The organism is Pseudomonas sp. ADAK18 (genome assembly GCF_012935695.1).
GTDB lineage: Bacteria > Pseudomonadota > Gammaproteobacteria > Pseudomonadales > Pseudomonadaceae > Aquipseudomonas.
The window spans coordinates 2,339,851-2,363,764 of sequence record NZ_CP052859.1 but is presented as its reverse complement, the minus strand read 5'-3'; the positions used below and the strand labels follow the sequence as shown (position 1 = coordinate 2,363,764).

Here is a 23,914-nt window from a genome sequence, read left to right as displayed (position 1 = left end):
AAAATTGGTTGGATGCGACCAACCAAAGGAGCTCTTCAGATTACTTTGCGCTGGCCACCGTGGTGTCCGGCTGCCAACCACCACCTAACGCCTTGTAGATCGCAACAATGCCGCGATACAGATCCACTTCGGCCTGGGCCTGGGAATCCTCGGCCGCCAAGCGCTCACGCTGAGCGTCCAGCAGCACCAGGAAGTCCACGGTGCCTTCGCGGTAGCGAATCTCGGCCAGGTCCGCAGCGGCGCGGCTGGACTCACTCTGACGAATCAGCGAGACCAGGCGCTGTTGGCGTTTGCCGTAATCACTGAACGCATTCTCCGACTCTTCCAGAGCCAGCAATACTTGCTGCTCGTAGGTCGCCAGGGCGCCATCGGCTTCAGCATCGGCGCCACGCAAACGCGCCCGCACGCTGCCCAGGTCAAATGCAGCCCAGGTAATGCTCGGGCCCAGGGACCAGGCATTGGCGGCGGCCGAACCGATCTGCGAGCCACGCCCGGCGGTAAAGCCGAGGAAGCCGCTGAGGCTGACCCGTGGAAACAGGTCGGCCTTGGCCACGCCGATCCGCGCGGTGGCAGCGGCCAGTTTGCGTTCGGCGCTGAGAATGTCCGGGCGACGTTGCAGCAGTTGCCCCGGATCACCAATCGGCAAGGCCTTGGCAATCGCCGGCAGGTCTTTCGGGCTCAGGTCCACGGTCAATTTGTCCGGGCGCTGGCCGAGGAGGGTGGCGATGCGGTTACGCTCGCGCACTTCTTCGGCCTGCAGTTGCGGCACGCTGGCTTCTACCGCCGCCAGGCGCGCGTCGGCACGCTCCACGTCAAGCTGATCGCCGACACCGGCATCCCGCAGGCTGACGGTAATGCCGCGCGAATCTTCCTGGTTCTTCAGGTTAGCCACGGCGATTTTCTCGCGCAGTTGCGCACCCCGCAGTTGACCGTAAGCGTCCACCAACTCGGCAATCATGGTGACTTGCAGTTGATAGAGGTCCGCTTCGGCGGCCTCTTGGTCAGCGTCACTGGCTTCCAGGTTACGGCGAATGCGGCCGAACAAGTCCACTTCCCAGGCCATATCGAGGCCCAGGTCGTAACGCTCACTGTTGACGCGTTTGGTGGTCTGGCCAGGGATCTGGCCTTTACCCACATCGCTGCTGACACGGCTGGTGATCACTGGCATGACGTCATTGGCGGCGTCATCACGGATCGCTCGTGCGGCCCGCAGGCGGGCAAACGCTACGCGCAGGTCACGGTTGCCTTGCAGGGATTGCGTCACCAACTGGTTGAGGGTTGGGTCGTCGAACTGCTGCCACCAGATGCCTTCGAACTTTGCATGGTCATACTGTTTGGCGTCGGCGGCGGCCGTGATATTGGCTGCCTCCGGGGTTTGGGTTTTATAGTCCGGGCCCACGGCACAGGCGCTCAGCGCCAGTACCAGTAGGCTTGGCAGGAACACTTTCACGCTCATTGCTGTGTCTCCAGCGTCAAGGCCTTGGTCGCTTTGCGGGCTTCGCCGCGCTCGACGAAACGACGGATCAGTACGTAGAACACTGGCGTCAGCAGCAGACCAAAGAAGGTCACCCCGATCATCCCGGAGAACACCGCCACGCCCATGGCATGACGCATCTCGGCACCGGCACCGCTGGAGAACACCAGAGGCACCACGCCCATGATGAAAGCGAACGAGGTCATCAGGATCGGCCGCAGACGCAGACGGCAGGCTTCCAGTACCGCGGCGAGCGGATCGAGACCTTCCTGCTGTTTGTCCTTGGCAAACTCGACAATCAGAATCGCGTTCTTACAGGCAAGCCCCACCAGTACGATCAAGCCGATCTGGGTAAAGATGTTGTTGTCGCCGCCGGAGAGAATCACCCCGGTGATGGCCGACAGCAGGGTCATCGGTACGATCAGGATCACCGCCAGTGGCAGGCTCCAGCTTTCGTATTGGGCGGCCAGTACCAGGAACGCCAGCAGTACGCAGAGCGGGAACACGAACAGCGCGGTATTGCCCGAGAGGATTTGCTGATAGGTCAGGTCGGTCCACTCGTAGGTCATGCCGTTGGGCAGCTCGTCTTTGAGCAGTTTCTCGATGGCAATCTGCGCCTGGCCGGAGCTGTAGCCCGGTGCCGCGTTACCGTTGATCTCGGCGGTAATGAAGCCGTTGTAGTGCATCACGCGGTCCGGGCCCGAGGTGTCGCTGACCTTGATAAAGGTCGCCAGCGGGATCATCTCGCCTTTGTTGTTGCGCACTTTCAACTGGCCAATCTGCTCGGAATCCAGGCGGAATTGTTGCTCAGCCTGCACGTTGACCTGATAGGTACGACCGAAGCGGTTGAAGTCGTTGGCATACAGCGAACCCAGGTAAATCTGCAGGGTGTCGAAGATGTCGCTGATCGCCACGCCGTGGGTCTTGGCCTTTTCCCGGTCGATAGCGGCATCGACCTGCGGCACGTTGACCGTGTAGCTGGTGAACAACCCGGCCAGTTCCGGCACGGTGCGGCTCTTGGTGATGATGTTCTGCACTTCTTTGTACAGCTCGTCGTAACCCAGGTTGCCACGGTCTTCAACTTGCAGGCGGAACCCGCCAATGGTGCCCAGGCCCTGTACCGGCGGCGGAGGGAAGATCGCCATGTAGGCTTCCTGGATGTCGCTGTACTTGCCATTCAGTGCGCCGGCAATCGCCCCGGCCGACATGCCCGCACCTTTACGTTCGTCGAACGGCTTCAAGGTCACAAAGACGATGCCGCTGTTGGGGCTGTTGGTGAAACCGTTGATCGACAAGCCCGGGAACGCTACGGCGCTTTCCACGCCCGGCTGTTTCAGGGCGATGTCAGACATGCGCTTGATCACGTCTTCGGTGCGGTCCAGGCTCGCGGCGTCCGGCAATTGAGCGAAGGCCACCAGGTATTGCTTGTCCTGGGCCGGCACGAAACCGGTCGGGGTGTGGGCAAAACCGAACCAGGTCAGCACCATCAGGCCTGCGTACAGGAACAGCGCGATGCCGCTGCCGCGAATTACCCGGCGTACGGTACCGACGTAACCATGACTGGCTTTATCGAAGAAGCGGTTGAACGGGCGGAACAACCAGGCACCAAAGATCCCGTCGAGGATTTTCGAGAAGCGATCCTTCGGCGCGTCATGGCTGCGCAGTAACACAGCGGCCAGGGCAGGGGACAAGGTCAGCGAGTTGAAGGCCGAGATCACTGTCGAAATGGCAATGGTCAAGGCGAACTGTTTGTAGAACTGCCCAGTCAAGCCGCTGATGAAGGCCGCCGGAATAAACACCGCACACAGCACCAGCGCCGTGGCAATGATCGGGCCGGTCACTTCGCTCATGGCCTTTTTAGTGGCCTCGAACGGTTGCAGGCCCAGCTCGATGTTTCGCTCGACGTTCTCCACCACCACGATGGCGTCGTCCACCACGATACCGATGGCCAATACCAGCCCGAACAGCGACAGGGCGTTGAGGGAGAAGCCAAACAGGTGCATGACCGCAAAGGTACCGATCAGCGATACCGGCACCGCCACCAACGGGATGATCGAGGCGCGCCAGGTTTGCAGGAACAGGATCACCACCAGCACCACCAGGATCAGTGCTTCGAACAGGGTGTGAACCACCGCCTCGATGGAGCCACGCACGAAGATGGTCGGGTCATAGACGATGCTGAAATCCATGCCTTCAGGGAAACTCTTCTTGAGCTCCGCCATCTTGGCGCGCACTTCATTGGAGATCTCAATGGCGTTGGAACCCGGACGCTGGAAGATCGGGATCGCCACCGCCGGTTGGTTATTGAGCAACGAACGCAAGGCATACTGGCTGGAGCCCAGTTCTACCCGTGCGATGTCTTTCAGGCGGGTGATCTCACCGTTATCGCCTGCGCGGATAATGATGTTTTCGAACTCTTCCTCAGTGACCAGGCGGCCTTGAGTGTTGACCGACAATTGGAAGCTGGTGGCATTCGGCGCAGGCGGAGCGCCCAGGGCACCGGCGGCCACTTGACGGTTCTGCTCACGGATTGCGGTCACCACGTCAGTGGCGGTCAGGTTGCGTGAAGCGGTCTTGTTCGGGTCCAGCCATACCCGCAGGGAGTAGTCGCCCATGCCGAACAATTGCACGTCACCCACGCCGCCCAGGCGTGCCAGTTCATCCTTGATGTTGAGGATGGCGTAGTTGGACAGGTACAACATGTCGTAGCGCTTGTCCGGTGAGGTCAAGTGCACAACCATGGTCAGGTCGGGGGAGGCCTTGTCTACGGTGATACCGATCCGGGTCACTTCTTCCGGCAGCTTGGGCTGGGTCCGGGTGACGCGGTTCTGTACCTGCACCTGGGCGTTATCCAGGTCGGTGCCGAGGGCGAAGGTGATGGTCAGGGTGATCTTGCCGTCAGCCGTCGACTGCGAGGACATGTACAGCATGTTCTCGACGCCGGTAATGGCTTGCTCCAGGGGAGCGGCAACGGTTTCACCGATAACCTTCGGGTTGGCGCCCGGGAAGTTGGCGCGTACCACCACGGTAGGCGGCACTACTTCCGGGTATTCGCTGATCGGTAGCTGGAACAGCGAAATGGCGCCGGCGATCAGGATCAACAGCGACAGCACCGCTGCGAAGATCGGCCGTGAAATGAAGAACTGGGAAAAATTCATCTTGAGTGTTGTCCCTTAACCGCGTGGAGTCGCTGTACTGGCGAGCTTGGGCGCGGCTTTATCCGGCGCCACTTGCTCCAGGTTGCTGGCTTCAAGCGCTTGTCGTTGTTGTGCCAATGCGGCGAGGGTTTCCTTGCTGGCCATCGGGATGGTTTCCGGGGCTACCGGCGATCCCGGGCGAACCCGCTGCAGGCCCTTGACGATAATGGTGTCGTCCTTGTTCAGGCCGCTGCGTACGATGCGCAAACCTTCGATCTTTGGCCCCAGTTCCACGGCGCGGTACGACGATTTATTGTCGCCATCCATCACCAGCACGAACTTCTTGCCAAGGTCAGTACCGACCGCTTCGTCGTTGATCAGCACGGCGGAGTAGGTCCCGCTGCCCACCAGTTTCAGGCGTGCATACAGGCCGGGGGTGAAGCGCCCGTCAGTGTTATCGAACACGGCGCGACCACGGATGGTGCCGGTGGCTGGGTTGACCTGGTTGTCGACGAAGTTCATCTGGCCCAGGTGCGGGTTGCCATCCTCGTTGGACAGGCCCAGGTACACCGGCGTGGTGGCGCCACGGCGGCCTTGGCGAGCCAGTTCGGTGTACTTGAGGTACACGCGTTCATCGGCGTCGAAGTAGGCGTAGACCTTGTCGGTGGAGACCACGCTGGTCAGCGCCGTGACATCGGCGGTCACCAAGTTGCCGGCGGTAATGTCGGCACGGCTGACACGCCCACTGATGGGCGCGGTGACGCGGGTGAAGCTCAGGTTCAGCTTGGCCACGTCCAACTGCGCCTGGATCCCGGCAACAGCGGCGCGGGCTTCCTGGGCAGCGGTGGTGCGCGAGTCGGCGAGTTCGGCAGAGATCGCGTTGCTTTGGCGCAGGCGTTCGCCGCGTTGGGCTTCGTTATCGCTGCGGGTCGCGGCGGCACGGGTTTGGGCTAGCTGGGCTTCGAGGCGGCGCACTTCGGCCTGGAACGGACGCGGGTCGATCTGGAACAGCAAGTCGCCTTTCTTGACCAGTGCACCTTCGGTGAAGGCTACCTGGTCGATCTGGCCGGACACGCGCGGACGAATCTGTACGGTCTCTGGGGCTTCCAGGCGGCCGGTGAACTCATCCCACTCGTTGACAGGTTGTTCAATGACTTTTGCCACGCTCACTTTGCTCGGTGGCATGGCGGCCGCTTGATCAGGGGTCTTGCCGCATGCGCTCATCACCAGCACGGCCAAGAGGGCCAGGGGATAGCGCAAATGTTTGAGTGACTGTTCCATGAGGTGCATCCGCCAATGTATTTGAGATGGGCGGATCATGCTCGGCGAGGTGCTATCTCACGAATCGAATGAAACAAAGGTAACTATCATTCGGAATGATATAAGCGCGAATCGAGCCCTCTAGGATGGGGCTTTCGTTAGGGTGCTATCAATATGGCTGATAACAAAAGACTGTTGCAGAAGGCGCAAGGAACATTATCGGGCATGTGCAGTCGGCCTTTATTCCTTGCACAGTAGGTCGACTCGACACCCCGGTGCCGCATCGCTCACCGTCAGCTGCATATCATGCAGCCGCGCTACCGCCGAGACCATGCTCAAGCCGAGCCCGTTGCCCGGTGTATGTCGGCTGGATTCCGCTCGATACAACCGGCGCAGCACGGCCTCACGTTCGGCTTGAGGGATGCCCGGCCCGTTGTCCTCCACGCGAATTCCCACGACGGCCCCGTCCGCAATGACGCTCAGGCGTACATGGCTGTGATCCGGTGAAAACTTGATGGCGTTATCCAGCAGGTTGCACAGTGCATCAAACAACAGTTGCGGATCACCGGCCATCACCGCTGGGGCCTGGCTGTTGTCGACGGTGAGGCGGATGCCGCGCTCTTCGGCCAGCGGCTCGTAGAGCTCCGCCGCATCAGCGGCGATCAGGTTCAAGTCCACCGGGGCGAAGTGACTGCGGCGGGCGCTGTTTTCGATTTCCGAAATACGCAGCAGCGCCTTGAAGGTCAACAGCAGGCCCTTGGCTTCGGTGAGCGCCGAGTCGATGCTGGCGGCATATTGCGCCTGGTCCAGGCCGCGTCGTTGGGCGCGCTCCAGGCCGGCGATCAGTCGGGTCAGCGGGGTGCGCAAGTCGTGGGCGATGTCATCGCAGACGCCTTTGACCTCGCTCATCAGGCGCTCCAGTTCGTCGAGCATGCCGTTGACCACCGAGGCGAGACGGTCGATGTCGTCGTTATTGCCTTGGATCGGCAGCCGGCCGGTCAAGTCGCCTTCAATGATGCCCTTGATGGAGCGACTGACCTTGTCCAGACGCCGGTGGGCGGAAAACCCCAGCACCACCGCACCGATCAGGCCGACTACCAGCAACAGCACACCGCCGGAAATCAGCGCATTGATCAGCAGTTCGTCGAACTCGCGAATATCGTGCATGTCCTGGGCGACCAGCAGGATCCTGCCGTCTGCCAAGCGGTGCGCGATGAACCGCACGGGGCGGTGGTGGCCGCTGCTCTTGAGCCAGCGAAACTCCTGGGGTTTGTCGTAGGTCGCAAAGTCAGGCAATTCACGGATCACCCCGGCAATGTACTTTCCTTGCGCATCGAACAGGCTATGGGGCAAGCGACCTTCGACGTCTTGCACCGCATGGTTGCGGATTTCCTGCAACTGAACCTCGGGCGCTTGTGCGCTGCGGTTCTCCACTTGTTGGTAGAGCGCGGCGTCGGCTTCGCCTTTGAGGTAAAACGCGGTCTGCCAATAGATGTAGCCGAACAAGGCCAGGAACGAGCAGCCGAATAGCCCGAGAAACAGCAATCCGGTGCGGAAACTGATGGTGCGCGGTATTTCACTCAGGCGAACGGAGGACATAGCCGGCTCCCCGCACGGTGTGGATCATCTGCCCATCGCCTTCGCCATCGATCTTGCGCCGCAAGCGGCCGATGTGGACTTCGATGACGTTGGTGCGCTCGTCGTAGCTGTAGTTCCACACGGCTTCAAACAGCATGGTGCGGGTGATGACTTGCCCGGCATTACGCATCAGGTGTTCGAGCAGCGCGTATTCCCGGGGCACCAGGTCAACAATGCGTTCGCCACGGCGCACCGTGCGGCGCAACAAGTCGATTTCCAGGTTGCCGACCCGTAGCCGAGTCTCCTGGACAGGTGCCGACGGCTCGGCGCGGCGCCGGCTCAAGGCATCGAGGCGGGCGGTCAATTCGATGAATTCAAAGGGTTTGGTCAGGTAGTCATCGCCACCGGCACGCAGGCCACGGACTCGCTCGTCGAGGGCGCTCAAGGCGCTGAGAATCAGCACCGGTGTCGCGGTGCCTGCGGCCCGCAAGGCGGTGAGCACGCCCAGGCCATCGACGCCGCCCGGCAGCATGCGGTCAAGCACGATCAGGTCGAACGGTTCGCTCAAGGCTTTCAACAGGCCATCGCGGCCGTTGTCGGCAAGGGTGACGGTGAAGCCGTGGTCACACAGGGCGGCTTCTATTTCGCGGGCAGTGGCTAAGTCGTCTTCGACGACCAGAACATGGGTCATGGCAAGGGAACCGGTCACGTCTTCGGGGCAGAGATGGCATAGTGTGGCAAAGCCTACTGCGGTGCCACGTTCCCGCAGGATAAATTAAAGTTTAGTTTTTGTTGGAGGCGCCTCTTTGCGCATTCTTGTGGTGGAAGACGATGACCAGACCGCCGCGTACCTGCTGCGCGGCTTGACGGAGGGCGGGCATGTCGTCGACGTTGCCAGCGACGGCAACAGCGGTTTGGGCATGGCCCTGGAAGGTATTCACGATGCGTTGATTGTCGACCGACGCTTGCCGGGCCTGGACGGTATCGGCCTGGTCAAGGCCTTGCGCGCGCAACAGCGGCGGGTGCCGGTGCTGATGCTCAGTGCCCAGTCCTCGACGGCGGACAAGGTCGAAGGCCTGCAAGCCGGCTGCGATGATTACCTGGGCAAACCCTATGCCTTCGCCGAAGTGCTGGCCCGGCTCGATGCCTTGCTGCGTGGCCGCGATCAGCCTGGCAACCCGGCGCGCACCCTGGAAGTCGGTGAGCTGCAACTCGATTGCGCGACCCGCACCGCGGTGCGCCAGGGGCGGGTGATTGTCCTGCAACACCGCGAAACGTTGCTGCTGGAAAAACTCATGCGCCACAGCGGCCAGGTGGTGACCCGCGACATGCTGCTCGACAGCGCCTGGGATTACGACTTCGACCCCAACGACAACGTGATCGACAAACACATTCACCGCCTGCGCCGCAAACTGGATGAAGGCTTTGAGTACTCGCTGATCAGAACTGTTCCTGGCGCCGGCTACAGTTTCGAGGGCACCGCAACCCGCGATTAAACAAAAGTTTATCTGCCGGCGAACGCTCTGCCAGGCACCTCTCGCTATCTTTGGCGCATTCGTGGACCTGTCCACAGCGGCTCAAGCGGGAGACAGCTTGCCCATGTCAGTTGCAACCGGGCGCTCGATGCGCCCAACCTCCATTACTTTGATTGCCCTTGGGCTGCTGATGCTCAGCGGCTGTTCAATGGTGCCTGACTATAAACCGCCTGAAATTCCCCTGGCGGCCCAGTGGGACGCCGGGCAGGGCGCCGGAGCGGTCGCAGGTGGGCAGTGGTGGCGCGAGTTCCATAGCGCCGAACTGGATCAATTGATCGCCCGCGGCCTGACGGCCAACTACACCTTGAAGGCGGCGGTCAGTCGCATCGACGAGGCGCGTTCGTCAGCCCAGGTGGTGGGCGCCGCGCAATACCCGGCACTGAATCTGGGCGGCAACTTCCAACGCCAGAACAACTATGGCACCACACAAAAACGCAGCGTGTTTGCCGAGGCCACCTACGAGCTGGATTTCTGGGGTAAACAGCGGGCCGCCGCTGACTCAGCCGATGCCTTGGCCCATGCCAGCGTGTTTGATGCCGGCACCTTGCGCATGACATTAGGCGCGAGCATCGCCGACAGTTACTTCCAGGTGCTGTCGCTGGAAGAGCGCCTGCGCCTGGCCCAGTCGATTGCCGATGATGCGCGCCAAGTGCTCGAACTGGTGCAAATCCAGGCCAGCCAGGGCGCGGTCTCCAACCTGGAGGTCGCCCAACAGCGCAATGCCATGCAAACCTTTGAAGCGGCCATGCCGCCCCTGCGCCAGCAACGTGATCAGGCGCTGTATCAACTGGCCGTGCTGGTGGGCGCGCCACCTGAGGGTTTTCATCTGCACGGCGACGGCCTCAAAGACCTGCAAGTACCGCAGCCAGCCACCGGGTTGCCCATTGGCTTGCTGCGTCAGCGCCCGGACATTCAAGCCGCCGAAGCCCGTTTGCAGTCGGCCAACTTTGATGTCGGTGTGGCCCGCGCCGCGTTTCTGCCCAACCTGTCCCTGGACCTGCTGGGCGGCATCGATACGCTCGCCGGTGGCCAGATCTGGAGCGCCATCGGCACCCTCAGCCAGCCGCTGTTCGCCGGTGGTCAACTCAAGGGCCAGCTGCATTTTGACCTGGCTCATGTGCAGGAACTGACGGCCAGTTACCGCGAGTCGATCATCGAGGCCCTGCAAGACGTCGAAACCCAACTCAGTGCCGCCAGTGAACTGGACAAGAGCTATGCCTTGAACCAGGCAGCAGTGGACTCGGCCCGAGAAGCTGCGCGCCTGGCGCAGGTGCGCTACCGCTTGGGTTCCACCGATTTCCAGACCTTGCTGATCGTCGAACGCACTCAATACCAGGCCGAAGACGCGTTGCTTCAGGTACGGCTCCAGCATTTACAGGCCTCCGTCGGTCTTTTTCGAGCCTTGGGCGGGGACTTTTCCGCCGCTGCCATCGCCTCCAACTCTTCTGCTCAGGTGGCTCAACCATGAATGTTTTACACCCTCGTCATCGTCTTGCGCTCGGAACGCTGGTGGTGTTGTCGCTGGTAGCGGCCATCAGCGGATTTCAATGGATCAGGCATGCCCAGGCGGCGCCACTGAAAACCGAGGCCGGCGCGGTGCCGGTGCAGATGTCACCCGTCAGCCGCCAGGACCTGCCGATCTGGATCAGCGCCATCGGCAATGTGCAGCCGCTTAACAGCGTCAATGTGCGGGTGAGGGTGGATGGGGAGCTGCAAAAGGTCCTGTTCAACGAGGGCCAAACCGTCGCCGCCGGCAGTCTGCTGGCGGTGATTGACCCACGGGTTTATCAGGCGCAAGTCGCTCAGGCTCAGGCACTGGTGGCCAAGGATCAGGCGCAACTGGCCAACCTGCGGGTCAACCTTGATCGGGCGAGTAAACTGGCCGCCGCCAAGGCCGGCCCGACCCAGGACGTCGATACCTTTCGTGCACAACTGGCCGCGCAACAAGCCGCGGTGCAGGCCGATCAGGCCGCGCTGGACACGGCACGCCTGCAACTGGAATTCACCCAGGTCAAGGCACCGCTCACCGGGCGCACCGGCCAGCGTTTACTGGATGTGGGCGCCATTGCCCATGGTGCTGAAGCCACCGGGCTGGTGACCATTACCCAGATGAATCCGATCTCCGTGGCGTTTGCGGTCTCCCAGGACGATCTGCCGCAAATCCTCGAAGAAAACGCCAAAGGCGCCTTGCAGGTGGTGGCGATGACCCGCGACGGTCGTCAGGAAATCGCCAAGGGTGCCTTGAGCTTTATCGACAGCCAGGTCACCGCCGCCAGCGGCCAGATTCAGCTCAAGGCGCAGTTCGATAATGCCACCGGCCAACTGTGGCCCGGCGAGTTGGTCAGCGCCCGGTTGCTGGTGCAAACCCGCCAGGACGTCACTGTGGTGCCGGCCGAAGCGGTGCAATTCGGCCGCCAGGGTAACTTTGTCTATGTGGTCGGTGCGGATCAGCGGGTGCAGCCGCGCTTGGTGGACGCGGGCAGCGTAGTTGACGGCAAACAGTGGATTCGCCAGGGCCTGGCGGCCGGAGAAACCGTGGTGGTGCAAGGGCAGTCGCGGGTAGCGCCGGGGGTGAAGGTGATGCCGGTCAAGACCGATACCACAGCGGATCTAGTGGAGGTTAATCAATGAACGGCCTTGCCGGACTGATTCAGCGCCGTGTCGGCCTTAGCCTGTTGGCAGTCGGCATCATGTTGCTGGGCGCGTTTGCCTATTTTCAACTGCCGGTGGCGCCATTGCCGACGGTGGATTTTCCGACCATTCAAGTCACCGCCAAGTTGTCCGGCGCGAGCGCCGAGACCATGGCGTCCTCAGTGGCCACGCCCCTGGAGCGGGCGTTTGCCGCCGTACCGCAAGTCACCTCGATGACCTCGTCGAGTGCGGCAGGGAAAACCCAAGTTGTCTTGCAATTCGATCTCAATCGGGACATCGACGGCGCTGCCCAGGACGTGCAAACGGCGATCAACACCGCTACGCCCAACCTGCCCAAAACCATGTCCAGCGCGCCGACCTTCAACAAGGTCAACCCGGCCGAAGGCACTGTGTTGTCCCTGGCGCTGACATCGCCCACCCGCACGTTGCCGGAGCTGGATCGCTACGCCGACAACTACATCGCCCAGCGTCTGTCGCAAATGCCGGGCGTCGGCCTGGTGGATTTTCACGGCGAACAAAAACCTGCGGTGCGCGTGCAGATCGACCCGGATGCACTGGCTGCCCGCGGCCTGACCCTGGAGGACGTGCGCAACGTGATCGGCGTCAGCACCCTCGATCAGCCCAAGGGCAGCCTGGACGGGCAGAGCCGTTCGATTACCTTGGGCGCCACCGACCAGTTGCTCGATCCCCAGCACTACCGTGATCAGGTCATCGCCTATAAAAGTGGCATGCCGATCAAGCTGGGCGATCTCGGCCGGGTGATTGCCGGTGCCGAAGACACCCAGCAAGCCGCGCAACTGGGGGCCGAGCCCACGGTGATCGTCGACATCCACAAACAGCCGGGCTTCAACCTGCTGTCGACCATCGCCACGATCAAGGCCAAGCTGCCGGAACTCACCGCCTCCTTGCCTCGGGACGTGCAGGTGCAAGTGGTCGGCGACCGCACCCAAACCATCGAAGCCTCAGTCAATGACATGCAGTTCACTTTGCTGCTGTCCATCGCCCTGGTGGTCGTGGTGATCTTCGTGTTCCTTCGCAAAGCCACCGCCACGCTGATTCCCAGCCTGACCATTCCGCTGTCGCTGGTGGCGACTTTCGGGGCGATGTACTTGTTGGGCTATAGCCTCGACAACTTGTCGATCATGGGCCTGGCGATTGCCGTCGGCTTTGTGGTGGATGACGCCATCGTGGTCATGGAAAACATCGTGCGCCACCTGGAGATGGGCAAGTCGCGGCTGCAATCGGCGGTCGATGGCCTGCGCGAGGTGGCCTTCACCATTGTGTCGATGACGGTGTCGTTGATTGCGGTGTTCCTGCCGATCCTGTTGATGTCGGGGATTGTCGGACGCCTGATGCGCGAGTTCGCGGTGACCGTCAGTGTGGCGATCATCATGTCGTGCATCGTTTCGCTGACCATCACCCCGATGCTCTGCGCCTGGCTGCTCAAACCCCATGCCGAGCATGAAGAAGGGCGCTTCGCCCAGGCCTGCGAGCGCGTCTTCAGTCGCTTGCATGACGGCTACCGGCGCAGCCTCGATTGGGTACTCGATCATCAGCGGCTGACGTTGGCGGTGGCGATCGCCACCTTGGCCGCCACCGCAGTGTTGTACGTGGAAATTCCCAAGGGCTTCTTCCCACAGCAGGACAATGGCTTGATCCAGGGCGTGGCGGAAGCGGCGCCGGACATCTCACCGATTGCCATGCGTGCCCAGGTCAATCGCGCCGCTGAAGTCATCGGCCAGGACCCGGCAGTGGCCCGCGTGTATTTCTGGATCGGCCCCAACCCGACCGTCAGCCAAGGCAAGGTGATGATCAACCTCAAGCCGTTCAGCGAGCGTACCGCCAGCGCTGGTGAGGTGATCCGCCGCTTGCAACCGGCGCTGGATGCGTTGTCCGGGGTCAAGGTATTCATGCAGGCCAACCAGGACATCCAGATTGGCGGCCGGGCCAGCAAGACCCAGTACCAATACACCTTGCAGGACCCCGACAGTCTCGAACTGGACCACTGGAGCGGGGTGTTGCTGGACAAGCTCAAGACCTTGGCGCAATTGCAACACGTGACCTCCGACCAGCAACAGGCGATTGCCCAGTCGACGCTGGTGATTGATCGTCCGACCGCTGCGCGGCTGGGGGTGACGGTGCAAGCCATCGACGATGTGCTGTATGACGCCTTCGGCCAGCGCCAGATCGCGACGATGTTCACCCAGCTGGACCAGAATCACGTGATTCTCGAACTCGACCCCAGCTGGCAGACCTCCACGGCCACCCTTGAGCATCTGTTCGTGCGTGCCAGTTCCGGTAGCCTGGTGCCGTTGAGCCTGCTTGCGAAGGTGCAGACCGAGCAGGTGCCCATCATCATCAACCACCAGGGGGTGTTCCCGGCAATTACCCTGTCGTTCGACCTGGCGCCCGGCCAGGCCTTGAGTGCGGCAGTGGATGCCATCGATCAGGCAAAATTGGCGGTGGCCATGCCGGACACGGTGGTCGGCAGTTTCCAGGGCACCGCCCAGGCCTTCCAGGATTCGTTGAAGTCGCAACCGTGGCTGATTCTCGCGGCGATCCTGACGGTGTACATCGTGCTTGGCGTGCTCTACGAAAACGCGATTCATCCCCTGACGATCATCTCGACGTTACCGTCAGCCGGCTTTGGCGCCTTGCTCGCCTTGATCCTGTGCGGCCAGGACCTTTCGGTGCTGGGCATGATCGGCATCATCCTGCTGATCGGCATCGTCAAGAAAAACGCGATCATGATCGTCGACTTCACCTTGCAGGCGCAGCAGCGGGGCTTGTCACCCCGTGAGGCGGTGCGTGAAGGTTGCCTGTTGCGGCTGCGCCCGATCCTGATGACCTCGTTGGCAGCGTTGCTGGGAGCGCTGCCACTGGCCTTTGGTCACGGCGCCGGCTCCGAATTGCGTCAGCCGCTGGGTATCGCGATTGTCGGCGGGTTGGCGGTGTCGCAGATCCTCACGCTCTACACCACACCCGTGGTGTATCTATGGTTCGAACGTCGGCGGCGCAAGGTTGCAGATTCAGCAGCGATACTGGCTGAGTCACTTCGGTAGCAACGTGATTACTTTTTCAAGGAGTACTTGCAACTCCAAGCGCAAGAGCTGCCGGTGTCGGTAGCTCTTGCCGGTTTACAGGCTGTCCGGATCGCCAAAGAACATCTGAATCCGCGATCTCAACCAACGTTCCCCCGGATCATTATCCTGCGACCCGCGCCACGCCATGTGCAGCTCAAAAGAGCGTGTTGGCAATGGCAGGTCTTCCGCGCGCAGGCCACCGGCAGCGGTCAACGCTTCGGAGGCATAGTCTGGCACGGTGGCCAGGATGTCCGTGCCCGCCAGCAGCGTGCCCAACCCGTTGAACTGCGGCACGGCCAGCACCACGTGGCGCTTGCGGTCGAGCTTTTCCAGTTCCTCATCGATAAACCCGCTCAAGTCTCCAGCGAATGACACCAGGGCGTGGGGGCGAGCGCAAAAATCATCCAGGCTCAACGCACCCGGCACGCTGTCGGCCCGCAGCAGCTTGGGCACACTGCGCCGCAGTACCTTGCGCTTGGCGTTGGCCGGCAGGTCGGTGGTGTAGCTGACGCCGATGGAAATTTCCCCGGAGGCCAGCAGGCCTGGCATCAAGATGTAGTTGACGCGGCGTACCACCAGCACGATTCCCGGGGCCTCGGCCCGCAGGCGCTTGAGCAACTGCGGCAGCAACGCGAATTCGACATCGTCGGACAAGCCAATGCGAAACACCGCAGTGCTGGTGGCCGGGTCGAACTCGGAGGCACGGCTGACCGCCGTGGAGATCGAATCCAGGGCCGGGGAGAGCAGGGCGAAGATTTCTACGGCCCGGGCCGAGGGCTCCATGCTGCGGCCGGTACGCACGAATAAGGGGTCATCGAACAGTCCGCGCAGGCGTGACAAGGCGGCGCTGATGGCCGGCTGGCCGAGGAATAGCTTCTCGGCGGCGCGAGTCACACTGCGCTCATGCATCAAGGTTTCGAATACGATCAACAGGTTAAGGTCGACACGACGTAGGTCGTTACGGTTCATCTTGTGTCCTGGAAGAGTCAGCAAACTTGACGAGAGCAGCCACATGAGAACAATGGCCGGCATGAATCTTACGGGGAAAGACTGCTACTCTGCACCGGCTAATTGAGATTTCCTACGTGGATGGAGCTGCTTTCCTCATCTGCGGAATCAATGACAGGCATGTCGACTATTAACGGCGACCGATGGTCTTGCTCCCAAAGCCCAGATAAAGTTCGTGGCATTAGAGGTTACTTTGACGAGGTTTGCGATGTCCCGCACGATCCGTTTTCACAAGTTTGGTCCGGCCGAGGTGCTCAAATGCGAAGAGCATGCAGCCGCAAAGCCCGCACCGGGCGAAGTGCAGGTGCGTGTCGAAGCGATTGGCATCAGCTGGTACGACATTCTCTGGCGCCAGAACCTGGCGTCGTCCCATGCACGTCTTCCGTCAGGCCTGGGCCATGAAATGGCCGGTGTGGTGGTTGCCGTCGGCGAGGGTGTCGACGACTTGGCGGTGGGTGACAAGGTCGCCAGCTTTCCGGCCGAGAGCCCCAATGACTACCCGGTGTATGGCGAACAGATCGTCCTGCCCCGTTCGGCCCTGACCCGTTATCCGGATGTCTTGAGCCCGGTGCAGGCCAGCGTGCACTACACACCGTTGCTGATTGCCTACTTTGCCTATATCGACCTGGCGCGGGTCAAACCTGGGCAATTTGCCCTGGTGACGGACGCCAGCCACTGCGCCGGCCCTTCGTTTGTGCAACTGGGCAAAGCCCTGGGTGTGCGGGTGATTGCCGCGACCAAGACGGCTGATGAGCGTGAATACCTGCTGTCCCTGGGCGCAGAGAAGGTGATTGTCACGGAAGAACAGGATTTGCTGATGCAGATCAACAAGTTCACCGACAACCGTGGCGTCGATGTGGTGTTCGATGGCTTGGGTGGCCCGCAGATGTCGCTATTGGGGGATGTTCTGGCTCCCCGTGGCAGCCTGGTGCTTTATGGCTTGCAAGGCGGCAATCAGACGCCGTTCCCGGCCTGTGCCGCGTTCCAGAAGAACATTCAGTTCTTTGTACACTGCATCGGCAACTTCACCGGCAAGCCGGAACTGGGCATTATCCAGGACCAGGTGGCACTGCAACGGGCCCTGCGTGATATCAACCAGTTGACCGCTGACAAGGTGCTGGTGCCATTGAAGACGACGGTGTTTCCGTTCAGCCAGTTCGTCGAGGCTCACCGTTATATGGACGAATGCCCGTGCCGTGAGCGTGTGGCGTTGCAGGTAGAAGCTGTTTGACCCGTGGGAAAATTCGCAAACGGCTATTGCCCCAGTGCTGTGAATGGGGCAAATGCGCCATTTGAAAGGATTGAATCCGCACGGGTGCTGAGCAACTGACCCAACGCGTACCCCCCGTAAATGATATGCCCGACCCTGACGTCGCCCTGAATCCCAGTGCGGCGTCGTTGTTTGTGGGCATCTGCTGTTTTCCCTTTCCCTCATCTGAACTGGTTTATACGCCGGTTCTGTATCTGTTAATCATTATTCAAGCGCTGATAATTGCCGAGTCATTTTCATCTCAAGGACTGAGCAATGAACCAATGTCTCAAGTTACAGCCTATGCCTGTCGAAATTAATCATCCGCAGATCCAAGGATACGGATGTGCGTCGTGGGCAGTTCAATCGGAACAGCAACTATCGATTAACTTGCTTTGGCTATATACGTCAGGCACTTCTTTAGTTTGTGAGTTAAACCGGAGTAGGAGGCTGTCGGAATATTCCTAGGGTGTCCGGTGAAGCACTGCTGCTGCGCTAGTCTCTCGTTTTTCTTATGCTTCAGAGGGCTTGTCACCCAGTGTTTTCCAGTTTTTGTCCGGTTATGCGGTGCTAATCTTTGGCAGCCAATACGTCCCGCAATGGACGTTATCCCTATGGAAATAACAGTCGAGAAAATCCGTTAACGGTTGCTCGAAGCTGATACTTAAACTCAGGTAGTAAAACTATGAGCGCTATTCATGAGCAGGCCATGAACTATGTTTATCAACAAGTGTTACAGCGCCTGTTAGGGCACTTTTCCCGGATTGAACGCACGGCACTTCAATTACTGATTCAACGATTAATCGTGGCGGCCGGCGGGATTGAACAGATTGGCGACTATAAGGTGCTCGTGGCCCACGGCGCCGGCAAGGGCAGCAGCTATAGCCTGGCGTTTTTGCGCGCCGCGCAACTGACCATTGCCGGTCGATCCCCCAGGACCTTTCAACTGCGTGTCGCCACTCTGAGGCACGCTGGCATGACACAGACCGCCCTGGACACCATTCATCGTGGCTACAGCGCACTGTTTTTTCATGACGACCCGCGCGTAGAGCTGCTGATGGTGGAGAACCAGGAAGTGCTGCCGTTCAACCCCCTGCGCCCGGCTTCCAGTGCGGGGCAGGAAGCCAGCCGGCGCAATATGTTGATGATCGGCCACCTGACGTCAGGGGATATTCGCGCGACGTTGTGCAGTGACGGCTACCTGGCCCTGGGCGATTTCTACCAGCGTGTCACTTCGTGGGGCGGCGGCGTGCACGCCCTGGTCAGCGGTGACTCATCGCGCAAGCAACGGCAATACCTGGCGTGGCTGAAAAAAACGGCACAGGCAGCGGGATTGTCCGTGCCTGAGCGCTGGCCCGTGGCGCTCAACCCCTTGTTTGCCCGCATGGATGAATGGAGCACCGGCTATTACCAGGATGTTTATGGCGAGCATTACGTGACGCCTGACGCGTCGGGCAAGGACGGCCATCGCCATTTGTCCTACATTGGCATCGCCGACCTGATCAGCGATTTGAATAAAGAGTTCACGCCCCTGCTGGCCGAGTTCCTGGGTTACCACGTGGACACGTTTGGTTTTCACTTCAGCAATCCGGCCTGCGCCAACCCCTTGTTGATGGCGCATATGCGTGGTCTGCAGGCCCAGTGTTTGCGCGAGCTTGATTACGCATCTGGCGTCGATGGCTTCGTGCAGGAGGCGTGCCTGTTCATGGCGCATAAAAATATCCCTGACGACTTGATCGCCCAGGCGGGCACCCAGGACGGACGCATCCTGGCGGCAACCTATGCACAGGAATTCTTTGGCCTGGACGAAAGCCAGCTGATTTGTTTGTTGTTTTCGCCCTTTATCCACCATGGCGAACGGCTCGAAAGTTTTTTGCGTCAATGTCACCCAGGCATGCTGGTGGCGCTCCCCGAATTGCACAAGGCGCTTCAGGGCAAGCCTGTGGCCGATATGCTCCAAAACTGGATCGCCCATATCAGCGGCTTGCCGATGTCGCTGGTGCTCCATCTGTATCGTAAGCGACCTGGCACTGTCGCCGAGGGACGGCATGAAGCAGCTGTCCCGGCGGGTGGCGCGGCGCGGGACTATCGGCTGTCAGGGCGTTAAGCGGTTGGCGTTGCAGGTGTGTGCAAGGGGCCGGAGATGATCCTCAAGGGCGATCGGCAAACGGACTTCGCCTACCAGGCGGTCTATCGCTATATGATCAACCTGATCAACGAGGTCGGCACCGACGCCCGGGTCAAGTTGCCTTCCTTGCGGCAATTGTCGGGGCGCCTGAACGTATCGATCTCGACGGTGCAGTACGCTTATTCCTTGCTGGAGAAGGAGGGCAGGATCTACTCGGTGGCCAAGTCTGGCTACTACGCCTGGCCGGTGCCCACTCAGCCAGCAGGGTGTACGGGGGGCGACCTGCTGGAGCGACTGTATGCCGGCACCCGCCGTCCGGGCATGCTGGTGCTGAGCGCAGACGAGCCGGCACTGCAGTTGTCCCTGGACGGTCCATTACTGCTGTTGGAGCGTGAACTGGTGCGCCAGTACCCGCGCCATTTGCAGCCCTGGTCACAGCCATGCGGGGTCTGGGAGCTGCGGGCAGCGTTGGCGGCGCGCTACACCTCGTCACCGACCCGTTGCTGGCAAGCAGATGACGTCTACATTGGCGCCGACCTGCGGGGTGTTCTGGAAATTCTGATTGAAGTACTGGGCCTCAAGGGCGCGACCGTTGTGGTGGAGTCGCCCTGCGATTGGTCGATTCTGCGGCTGTTGCAAGAGTCTGGCGTGGGCGTCATTGAGTTGCCCTACCTTCATGGCAGCCTGGACCTGGCGGCTTTTGAGCTACTGCTACGTAACGAGTCGGTGCACCTGACTTTGCTCTCATCAAGGGTCAGCCAGCCCTCGGGCTCGGTCATGTCCAGCGGTGAGCGCTTGCAGGTGGTGCGCCTGCTGGATCAGTACGGTTGCTGGCTGCTGGAAAACGATACCGAGGGTGAGCTGGGCTTTGAACAACCGGTGACGGCGTTACGGGACTTGGTAAACCCCGAACGGTTGATGGTGTTTTCCACGTTCGAGAAGGTGCTCGGGCCGGAAGCGCCCTTTGGCTACCTGTTGTCTCGCTACTTGAGTGCCGAGTTGCAGCGCCAGTTTCTGCTGCGGGCATTTCGTCTCTCTTCAATCCGCCAGCGGGCGCTTGCCCGGCTCTATCAAACCGGGCGAATTGACCAACATCTGCAGGCGTTGCGGCGTTTGTTGAAAGAGCAGGCGACCTTGATGAGCCAGCGCCTGGACGAGCACCTGACTGATTGGGTCAGCTACCGGGTGCCGGTGGCCGGCGCGACTTCTTGGTTATCCTCGCGACAAGCCGTGGACATGCGTCAAGTGTTCCAGCACATGCTGGGCAGGCAGGTAGTGATTGCGCCGGGCGAACTGTTCAGCGTCAGCGGTTTGCATCAACAACACTTGCGGTTGAGCCACAGCTTTAACGGGCAGCACAATCTGGACCGTGCCCTGATTGAGCTGGCTCAGGCGTTAAAACAGGCGCAAGTGGGGTGACTGTGAGGAAATGTCAGAAGTTTTGCCAGTTGTTGTAGGATCGATATCGTCGCGCAGCAGTCCAACTCCCAGTAAACTGCACTTTTCCCGAATTCTTCTCTTTCAGAGGTTTATGCATGACTCTCAGTCCTTTTGCGGGCAAACCGGCGCCAGCTCAGTTGCTGGTGGACATCCCGCGACTGGTAACGGCCTATTACACCGGCCAGCCTGATGCAGCGATCTCCACTCAACGCGTGGCCTTTGGTACCTCCGGGCACCGTGGCAGCTCCTTCGACCTGAGCTTCAACGAATGGCATGTGCTTGCCATCAGCCAGGCTATCTGTCTGTACCGCGAAGCCCAAGGCATCAACGGCCCATTGTTTGTTGGTCTGGACACTCATGCATTGTCGACCCCGGCCGGCGCCAGTGCCCTGGAAGTGTTGGCCGCCAATGGCGTGCATGTGATGCTCGCCGAAGGCGACGAATACACCCCGACGCCTGCGATTTCCCACGCCATCATTTGCTACAACCGTGGTCGTACCAGCGGCCTGGCGGACGGCATCGTCATCACGCCGTCCCACAACCCGCCGCAAAGCGGTGGCTACAAGTACAACCCGCCCAACGGTGGCCCGGCCGATACCCACGTCACCAAGTGGATCGAAGCCAAGGCGAACGAGTTGCTGGCCAACAAGCTGGCCGGGGTCAAGCGCATCACCCATGCGCAAGCACTGAAAGCTGACACCACTCACCGTCATGATTACCTCAACAGTTATGTTGCGGACTTGGTCAACGTCATTGATATGGACGCGATCCGCAGCGCCGGTCTGCGCCTGGGCGTCGATCCGCTGGGCGGCGCCGGCGTGCGCTACTGGTCGGCGATTGCCGAGCACTACCGTCTGAACCTGGACGTGGTGAACACCGAAGTCGACGCCACTTTCCGCTTCATGAGCGTGGATTGGGACGGTCAGATCCGCATGGACCCGTCCTCCAGCTATGCCATGCAAGGTTTGATCGGCCTCAAGGAACGCTTCGACGTGGCTTTCGCCTGCGATCCGGACCACGATCGCCATGGCATCGTCACGCCGTCCGGTGGTTTGCTTGCACCGAACAACTACCTGGCAGTGTCCATCGACTACCTGTTCCAGAACCGTCCCGACTGGCGCGCCGATGCGGCCGTGGGCAAGACCGTGGTCAGCAGCGGATTGATTGATCGGGTCACCAAACGCATGGGTCGACGCCTCTATGAGGTCCCGGTGGGTTTCAAATGGTTCGCCGATGGTTTGTTCGACGGCACCTTGGGTTTTGGGGGCGAAGAGAGTGCCGGAGCTTCCTTCCTGCGTAAGGATGGCAGCGTCTGGAGTACCGACAAGGACGGCTTGATTCCGGCTTTGCTGGCCGCTGAGATGACTTCCTGTAAAGGCCAGGACCCGAGCCAGATCTACCGTGGCCTGACGGACGAGTTGGGTGAGCCGTTTGCCATTCGGGTTGATGCCAAGGCTACGCCGGCGCAGAAAGCCTTGCTGGGCAAGCTGTCGCCGGAGCAGGTGACGTCCAAACAACTGGCCGGGGAGAGCATTCAGCAGATCCTCAGCCATGCACCGGGCAACGATCAGGCGATTGGCGGGTTGAAGGTCATGACCGAAAACGGCTGGTTTGCTGCGCGGCCATCGGGCACTGAGGATATCTACAAGATCTATGCCGAGAGCTTTATTGGCGAGGATCACCTCAAGCGGTTGGTGGAAGAGGCGCAGGTGTTGGTGGATGGGGCTATTTCGTCCAACTGATTGGGTAGGGGGTGTATTCGTTGCTGCGGTCACGGCGGCTATTGGTTTCGCTCTTACAGCGAGTCACTTTTGGAAAAGAGCCCGGAATGCCGGCCCAGCCAAAAGTAACCAAAAGGGCTCTTGCCCCACCACTCGGCACCTCGCTAGTGCTCGGTGTGCCCGAACGCAGGCATTACTCCGTGGGCCGCCGCGACGGGCCATCCATGGCCCAACGCGGCTAAACCGGCGTCCTGCCGGTTTACCCACTGCGTAATACCTGCGTTCGGCCAGCGTGGTTTAACGGGGCGCCTCAGATCAAAATCAAAAGCAGATCAACTGCAAGATCAAGAGCACGCAGCCTCGCTGGCGCTCGACAGCTGCTACGCGAGGGTGGGGAGGAAGAAACGCATACGCTTCAGATACTAGGTCGGCTACTAGGCCGCCTCGCTCTGTTTTTGATCTTGGGCGCCCCGTTAAACCACGCTGGCTGAACGTAGGCATTGGTCCATGGGCAAACCGGCAGGACGCCGGTTTAGCCGCACTGGGCCAGGGATGGCCCATTGCGGCGGCCCACGGAGCAATGCCGGAGAGAAGGTACACCGAGCACTAGCGAGGTACCGAGTGGGGCAAGAGCGTTTTGCTTACTTTGCCGCTTTTGCAAAGTGAGTCGCCGTAAGGGCGAAACCCATAGCCGCCATGACCGCAGCAACGGATATGCCCCCCAACGCCCACCGCAACGAGTGAATCCACTCACCCCATCCAGCAACTGCCACACCGCTATCGCAGACAAGCCGAACCCAGCCCACATTGGCTCAAGCCAGATCCACCAACACGATCTCGCTGTCCTCAATCGCCGTCACCCGCAACACCTGCTCATCCTCAACGGCTACACCGTCTCGAGCTTGCGCACGTAAGCCATTGACTTCAATGACCCCCGTAGCCGGCACCAAATACGCCCGGCGTCCGCTGTCCAACCGGTACTCGGCGCTTTCCCCGGCTTTCAAGTTGGCCGCGACCAACCGCGCATCCGCCCGAATCCGCAGGCTTTCGCTATCGTCAGCCTTACCACTGGCCAAGGTCACAAACCCCTCACGATTGCCTTTCGGAAACGGCTTGGCCCCCCACGACGGCGCGGAGCCGGCTTCATTGGGAATAATCCAGATCTGAAACAGCTTGGTAGGCGTGGCCTCAAGGTTGTATTCGCTGTGAACGATACCGGTGCCCGCGCTCATTACCTGCACGTCACCGGCTTCGGTACGGCCCTTGTTGCCGAGGCTGTCCTCGTGGGTGATGGCGCCTTCACGGATATAGGTGATGATCTCCATGTCCCGGTGCGGGTGTTTCGGGAAACCGGTACCCGCGGCAATGATGTCGTCGTTCCAGACCCGCAGGTTGCCCCAATGCATGCGCTTGGGATCGTGGTACTCGGAGAATGAAAAGTGGTGATGAGCATCCAGCCAGCCGTGGTGAGCGCCGCCCAGGGAGTTGAAAGGTCGAAGTTCAAGCATGATCGTCTCCTGTTGATGGCCGTATCATCCAACAGGCCAAGATCGATAAAAAGCGTAAAAACTGCCGGTTTTTCATCAGTTGATTCGATGTTTTCCAGGTGCCGCTACTTAGATCCCATCTTCACTTCATCGCCTAACTGC

15 protein-coding genes are annotated in these 23,914 nt (G+C 60.6%); 8 read left to right on the top strand and 7 right to left on the bottom strand.

What is annotated here, in order from left to right; translation table 11 throughout:
• Positions 1–40: 40 nt before the first annotated feature.
• The 5 genes from HKK55_RS10610 to HKK55_RS10590 all read right to left on the bottom strand — a co-directional run bounded on the left by HKK55_RS10610 (position 41) and on the right by HKK55_RS10590 (position 8,140).
• Positions 41–1,456, bottom strand: coding sequence for an efflux transporter outer membrane subunit (locus HKK55_RS10610; RefSeq protein WP_169354619.1), 1,416 nt, complete (start codon positions 1,454–1,456; stop codon positions 41–43).
• Positions 1,453–4,632: an efflux RND transporter permease subunit gene (locus HKK55_RS10605; protein ID WP_169354618.1), complete on the bottom strand. Its 3,180-nt coding sequence runs from the start codon at positions 4,630–4,632 to the stop codon at positions 1,453–1,455. Before HKK55_RS10605 ends, HKK55_RS10610 begins: the two co-directional genes overlap by 4 nt.
• A gap of 15 nt (positions 4,633–4,647) precedes the next feature.
• Positions 4,648–5,892: a multidrug efflux RND transporter periplasmic adaptor subunit MexE gene (gene mexE, locus HKK55_RS10600; RefSeq protein WP_169354617.1), complete on the bottom strand. Its 1,245-nt coding sequence runs from the start codon at positions 5,890–5,892 to the stop codon at positions 4,648–4,650.
• Positions 5,893–6,111: 219 nt separating this feature from the next.
• Positions 6,112–7,470 (bottom strand): HAMP domain-containing sensor histidine kinase, encoded by a 1,359-nt coding sequence (locus HKK55_RS10595; protein WP_169354616.1) that lies wholly within the window; start codon positions 7,468–7,470, stop codon positions 6,112–6,114.
• Positions 7,448–8,140, bottom strand: a complete 693-nt coding sequence (locus HKK55_RS10590) for a response regulator transcription factor (RefSeq protein ID WP_169354615.1) — start codon at positions 8,138–8,140, stop codon at positions 7,448–7,450. The genes HKK55_RS10595 and HKK55_RS10590 overlap by 23 nt, the downstream gene beginning before the upstream one ends.
• Before the next feature lie 115 nt (positions 8,141–8,255).
• Here HKK55_RS10590 and HKK55_RS10585 point away from each other — a divergent pair, with 115 nt between their 5' ends.
• The 4 genes from HKK55_RS10585 to HKK55_RS10570 all read left to right on the top strand — a co-directional run bounded on the left by HKK55_RS10585 (position 8,256) and on the right by HKK55_RS10570 (position 14,698).
• Positions 8,256–8,945: a response regulator transcription factor gene (locus HKK55_RS10585; RefSeq protein ID WP_169354614.1), complete on the top strand. Its 690-nt coding sequence runs from the start codon at positions 8,256–8,258 to the stop codon at positions 8,943–8,945.
• Between the two features lie 103 nt (positions 8,946–9,048).
• Complete coding sequence (locus HKK55_RS10580) at positions 9,049–10,452, top strand: efflux transporter outer membrane subunit (RefSeq protein ID WP_237151339.1); 1,404 nt, start codon at positions 9,049–9,051, stop codon at positions 10,450–10,452.
• The gene (locus HKK55_RS10575; RefSeq protein ID WP_169354613.1) at positions 10,449–11,615 is read left to right on the top strand and encodes an efflux RND transporter periplasmic adaptor subunit; all 1,167 of its coding nucleotides are present in this window, start codon (positions 10,449–10,451) and stop codon (positions 11,613–11,615) included. The genes HKK55_RS10580 and HKK55_RS10575 overlap by 4 nt, the downstream gene beginning before the upstream one ends.
• Positions 11,612–14,698 (top strand): efflux RND transporter permease subunit, encoded by a 3,087-nt coding sequence (locus HKK55_RS10570; protein WP_169354612.1) that lies wholly within the window; start codon positions 11,612–11,614, stop codon positions 14,696–14,698. The genes HKK55_RS10575 and HKK55_RS10570 overlap by 4 nt, the downstream gene beginning before the upstream one ends.
• A 75-nt stretch (positions 14,699–14,773) precedes the next feature.
• Here HKK55_RS10570 and HKK55_RS10565 read toward each other — a convergent pair whose 3' ends face one another.
• Positions 14,774–15,688 (bottom strand): LysR substrate-binding domain-containing protein, encoded by a 915-nt coding sequence (locus tag HKK55_RS10565; protein ID WP_169354611.1) that lies wholly within the window; start codon positions 15,686–15,688, stop codon positions 14,774–14,776.
• Positions 15,689–15,935: 247 nt separating this feature from the next.
• Here HKK55_RS10565 and HKK55_RS10560 point away from each other — a divergent pair, with 247 nt between their 5' ends.
• The 4 genes from HKK55_RS10560 (at position 15,936) to pgm (ending at position 22,286) form a co-directional block, all read left to right on the top strand.
• A complete protein-coding gene (locus tag HKK55_RS10560) occupies positions 15,936–16,958 on the top strand; it encodes a zinc-dependent alcohol dehydrogenase family protein (RefSeq protein WP_169354610.1) in 1,023 nt (340 codons plus the stop codon).
• 703 nt (positions 16,959–17,661) lie between these two features.
• Complete coding sequence (locus HKK55_RS10555; protein WP_169354609.1) at positions 17,662–19,083, top strand: hypothetical protein; 1,422 nt, start codon at positions 17,662–17,664, stop codon at positions 19,081–19,083.
• A gap of 36 nt (positions 19,084–19,119) precedes the next feature.
• Positions 19,120–20,523, top strand: coding sequence for a PLP-dependent aminotransferase family protein (locus HKK55_RS10550; protein ID WP_169354608.1), 1,404 nt, complete (start codon positions 19,120–19,122; stop codon positions 20,521–20,523).
• A gap of 116 nt (positions 20,524–20,639) precedes the next feature.
• Entirely contained in the window at positions 20,640–22,286 is a 1,647-nt protein-coding gene (gene pgm / locus HKK55_RS10545) for a phosphoglucomutase (alpha-D-glucose-1,6-bisphosphate-dependent) (protein ID WP_169354607.1), read from the top strand.
• Between the two features lie 791 nt (positions 22,287–23,077).
• On the opposite strand, the gene HKK55_RS10540 is transcribed toward pgm, so the two are convergent.
• Positions 23,078–23,773 carry a pirin family protein gene (locus HKK55_RS10540; RefSeq protein WP_169354606.1) on the bottom strand — a complete coding sequence of 232 codons (696 nt, stop codon included), beginning with the start codon at positions 23,771–23,773 and terminating at the stop codon, positions 23,078–23,080.
• Between the last annotated feature and the right edge of the window lie 141 nt (positions 23,774–23,914).

Coding starts and splice junctions, on each gene's coding strand:
- HKK55_RS10540 (WP_169354606.1), bottom strand. CDS start 23,773: ATGCTTGAACTTCGACCTTTCAACTCCCTGGGCGGCGCTCACCACGGC.
- HKK55_RS10575 (WP_169354613.1), top strand. CDS start 10,449: ATGAATGTTTTACACCCTCGTCATCGTCTTGCGCTCGGAACGCTGGTG.
- HKK55_RS10580 (WP_237151339.1), top strand. CDS start 9,049: ATGTCAGTTGCAACCGGGCGCTCGATGCGCCCAACCTCCATTACTTTG.
- HKK55_RS10610 (WP_169354619.1), bottom strand. CDS start 1,456: ATGAGCGTGAAAGTGTTCCTGCCAAGCCTACTGGTACTGGCGCTGAGC.
- mexE (WP_169354617.1), bottom strand. CDS start 5,892: ATGGAACAGTCACTCAAACATTTGCGCTATCCCCTGGCCCTCTTGGCC.
- HKK55_RS10565 (WP_169354611.1), bottom strand. CDS start 15,688: ATGAACCGTAACGACCTACGTCGTGTCGACCTTAACCTGTTGATCGTA.
- HKK55_RS10590 (WP_169354615.1), bottom strand. CDS start 8,140: ATGACCCATGTTCTGGTCGTCGAAGACGACTTAGCCACTGCCCGCGAA.
- HKK55_RS10560 (WP_169354610.1), top strand. CDS start 15,936: ATGTCCCGCACGATCCGTTTTCACAAGTTTGGTCCGGCCGAGGTGCTC.
- HKK55_RS10605 (WP_169354618.1), bottom strand. CDS start 4,632: ATGAATTTTTCCCAGTTCTTCATTTCACGGCCGATCTTCGCAGCGGTG.
- HKK55_RS10595 (WP_169354616.1), bottom strand. CDS start 7,470: ATGTCCTCCGTTCGCCTGAGTGAAATACCGCGCACCATCAGTTTCCGC.
- HKK55_RS10570 (WP_169354612.1), top strand. CDS start 11,612: ATGAACGGCCTTGCCGGACTGATTCAGCGCCGTGTCGGCCTTAGCCTG.
- HKK55_RS10555 (WP_169354609.1), top strand. CDS start 17,662: ATGAGCGCTATTCATGAGCAGGCCATGAACTATGTTTATCAACAAGTG.
- pgm (WP_169354607.1), top strand. CDS start 20,640: ATGACTCTCAGTCCTTTTGCGGGCAAACCGGCGCCAGCTCAGTTGCTG.
- HKK55_RS10550 (WP_169354608.1), top strand. CDS start 19,120: ATGATCCTCAAGGGCGATCGGCAAACGGACTTCGCCTACCAGGCGGTC.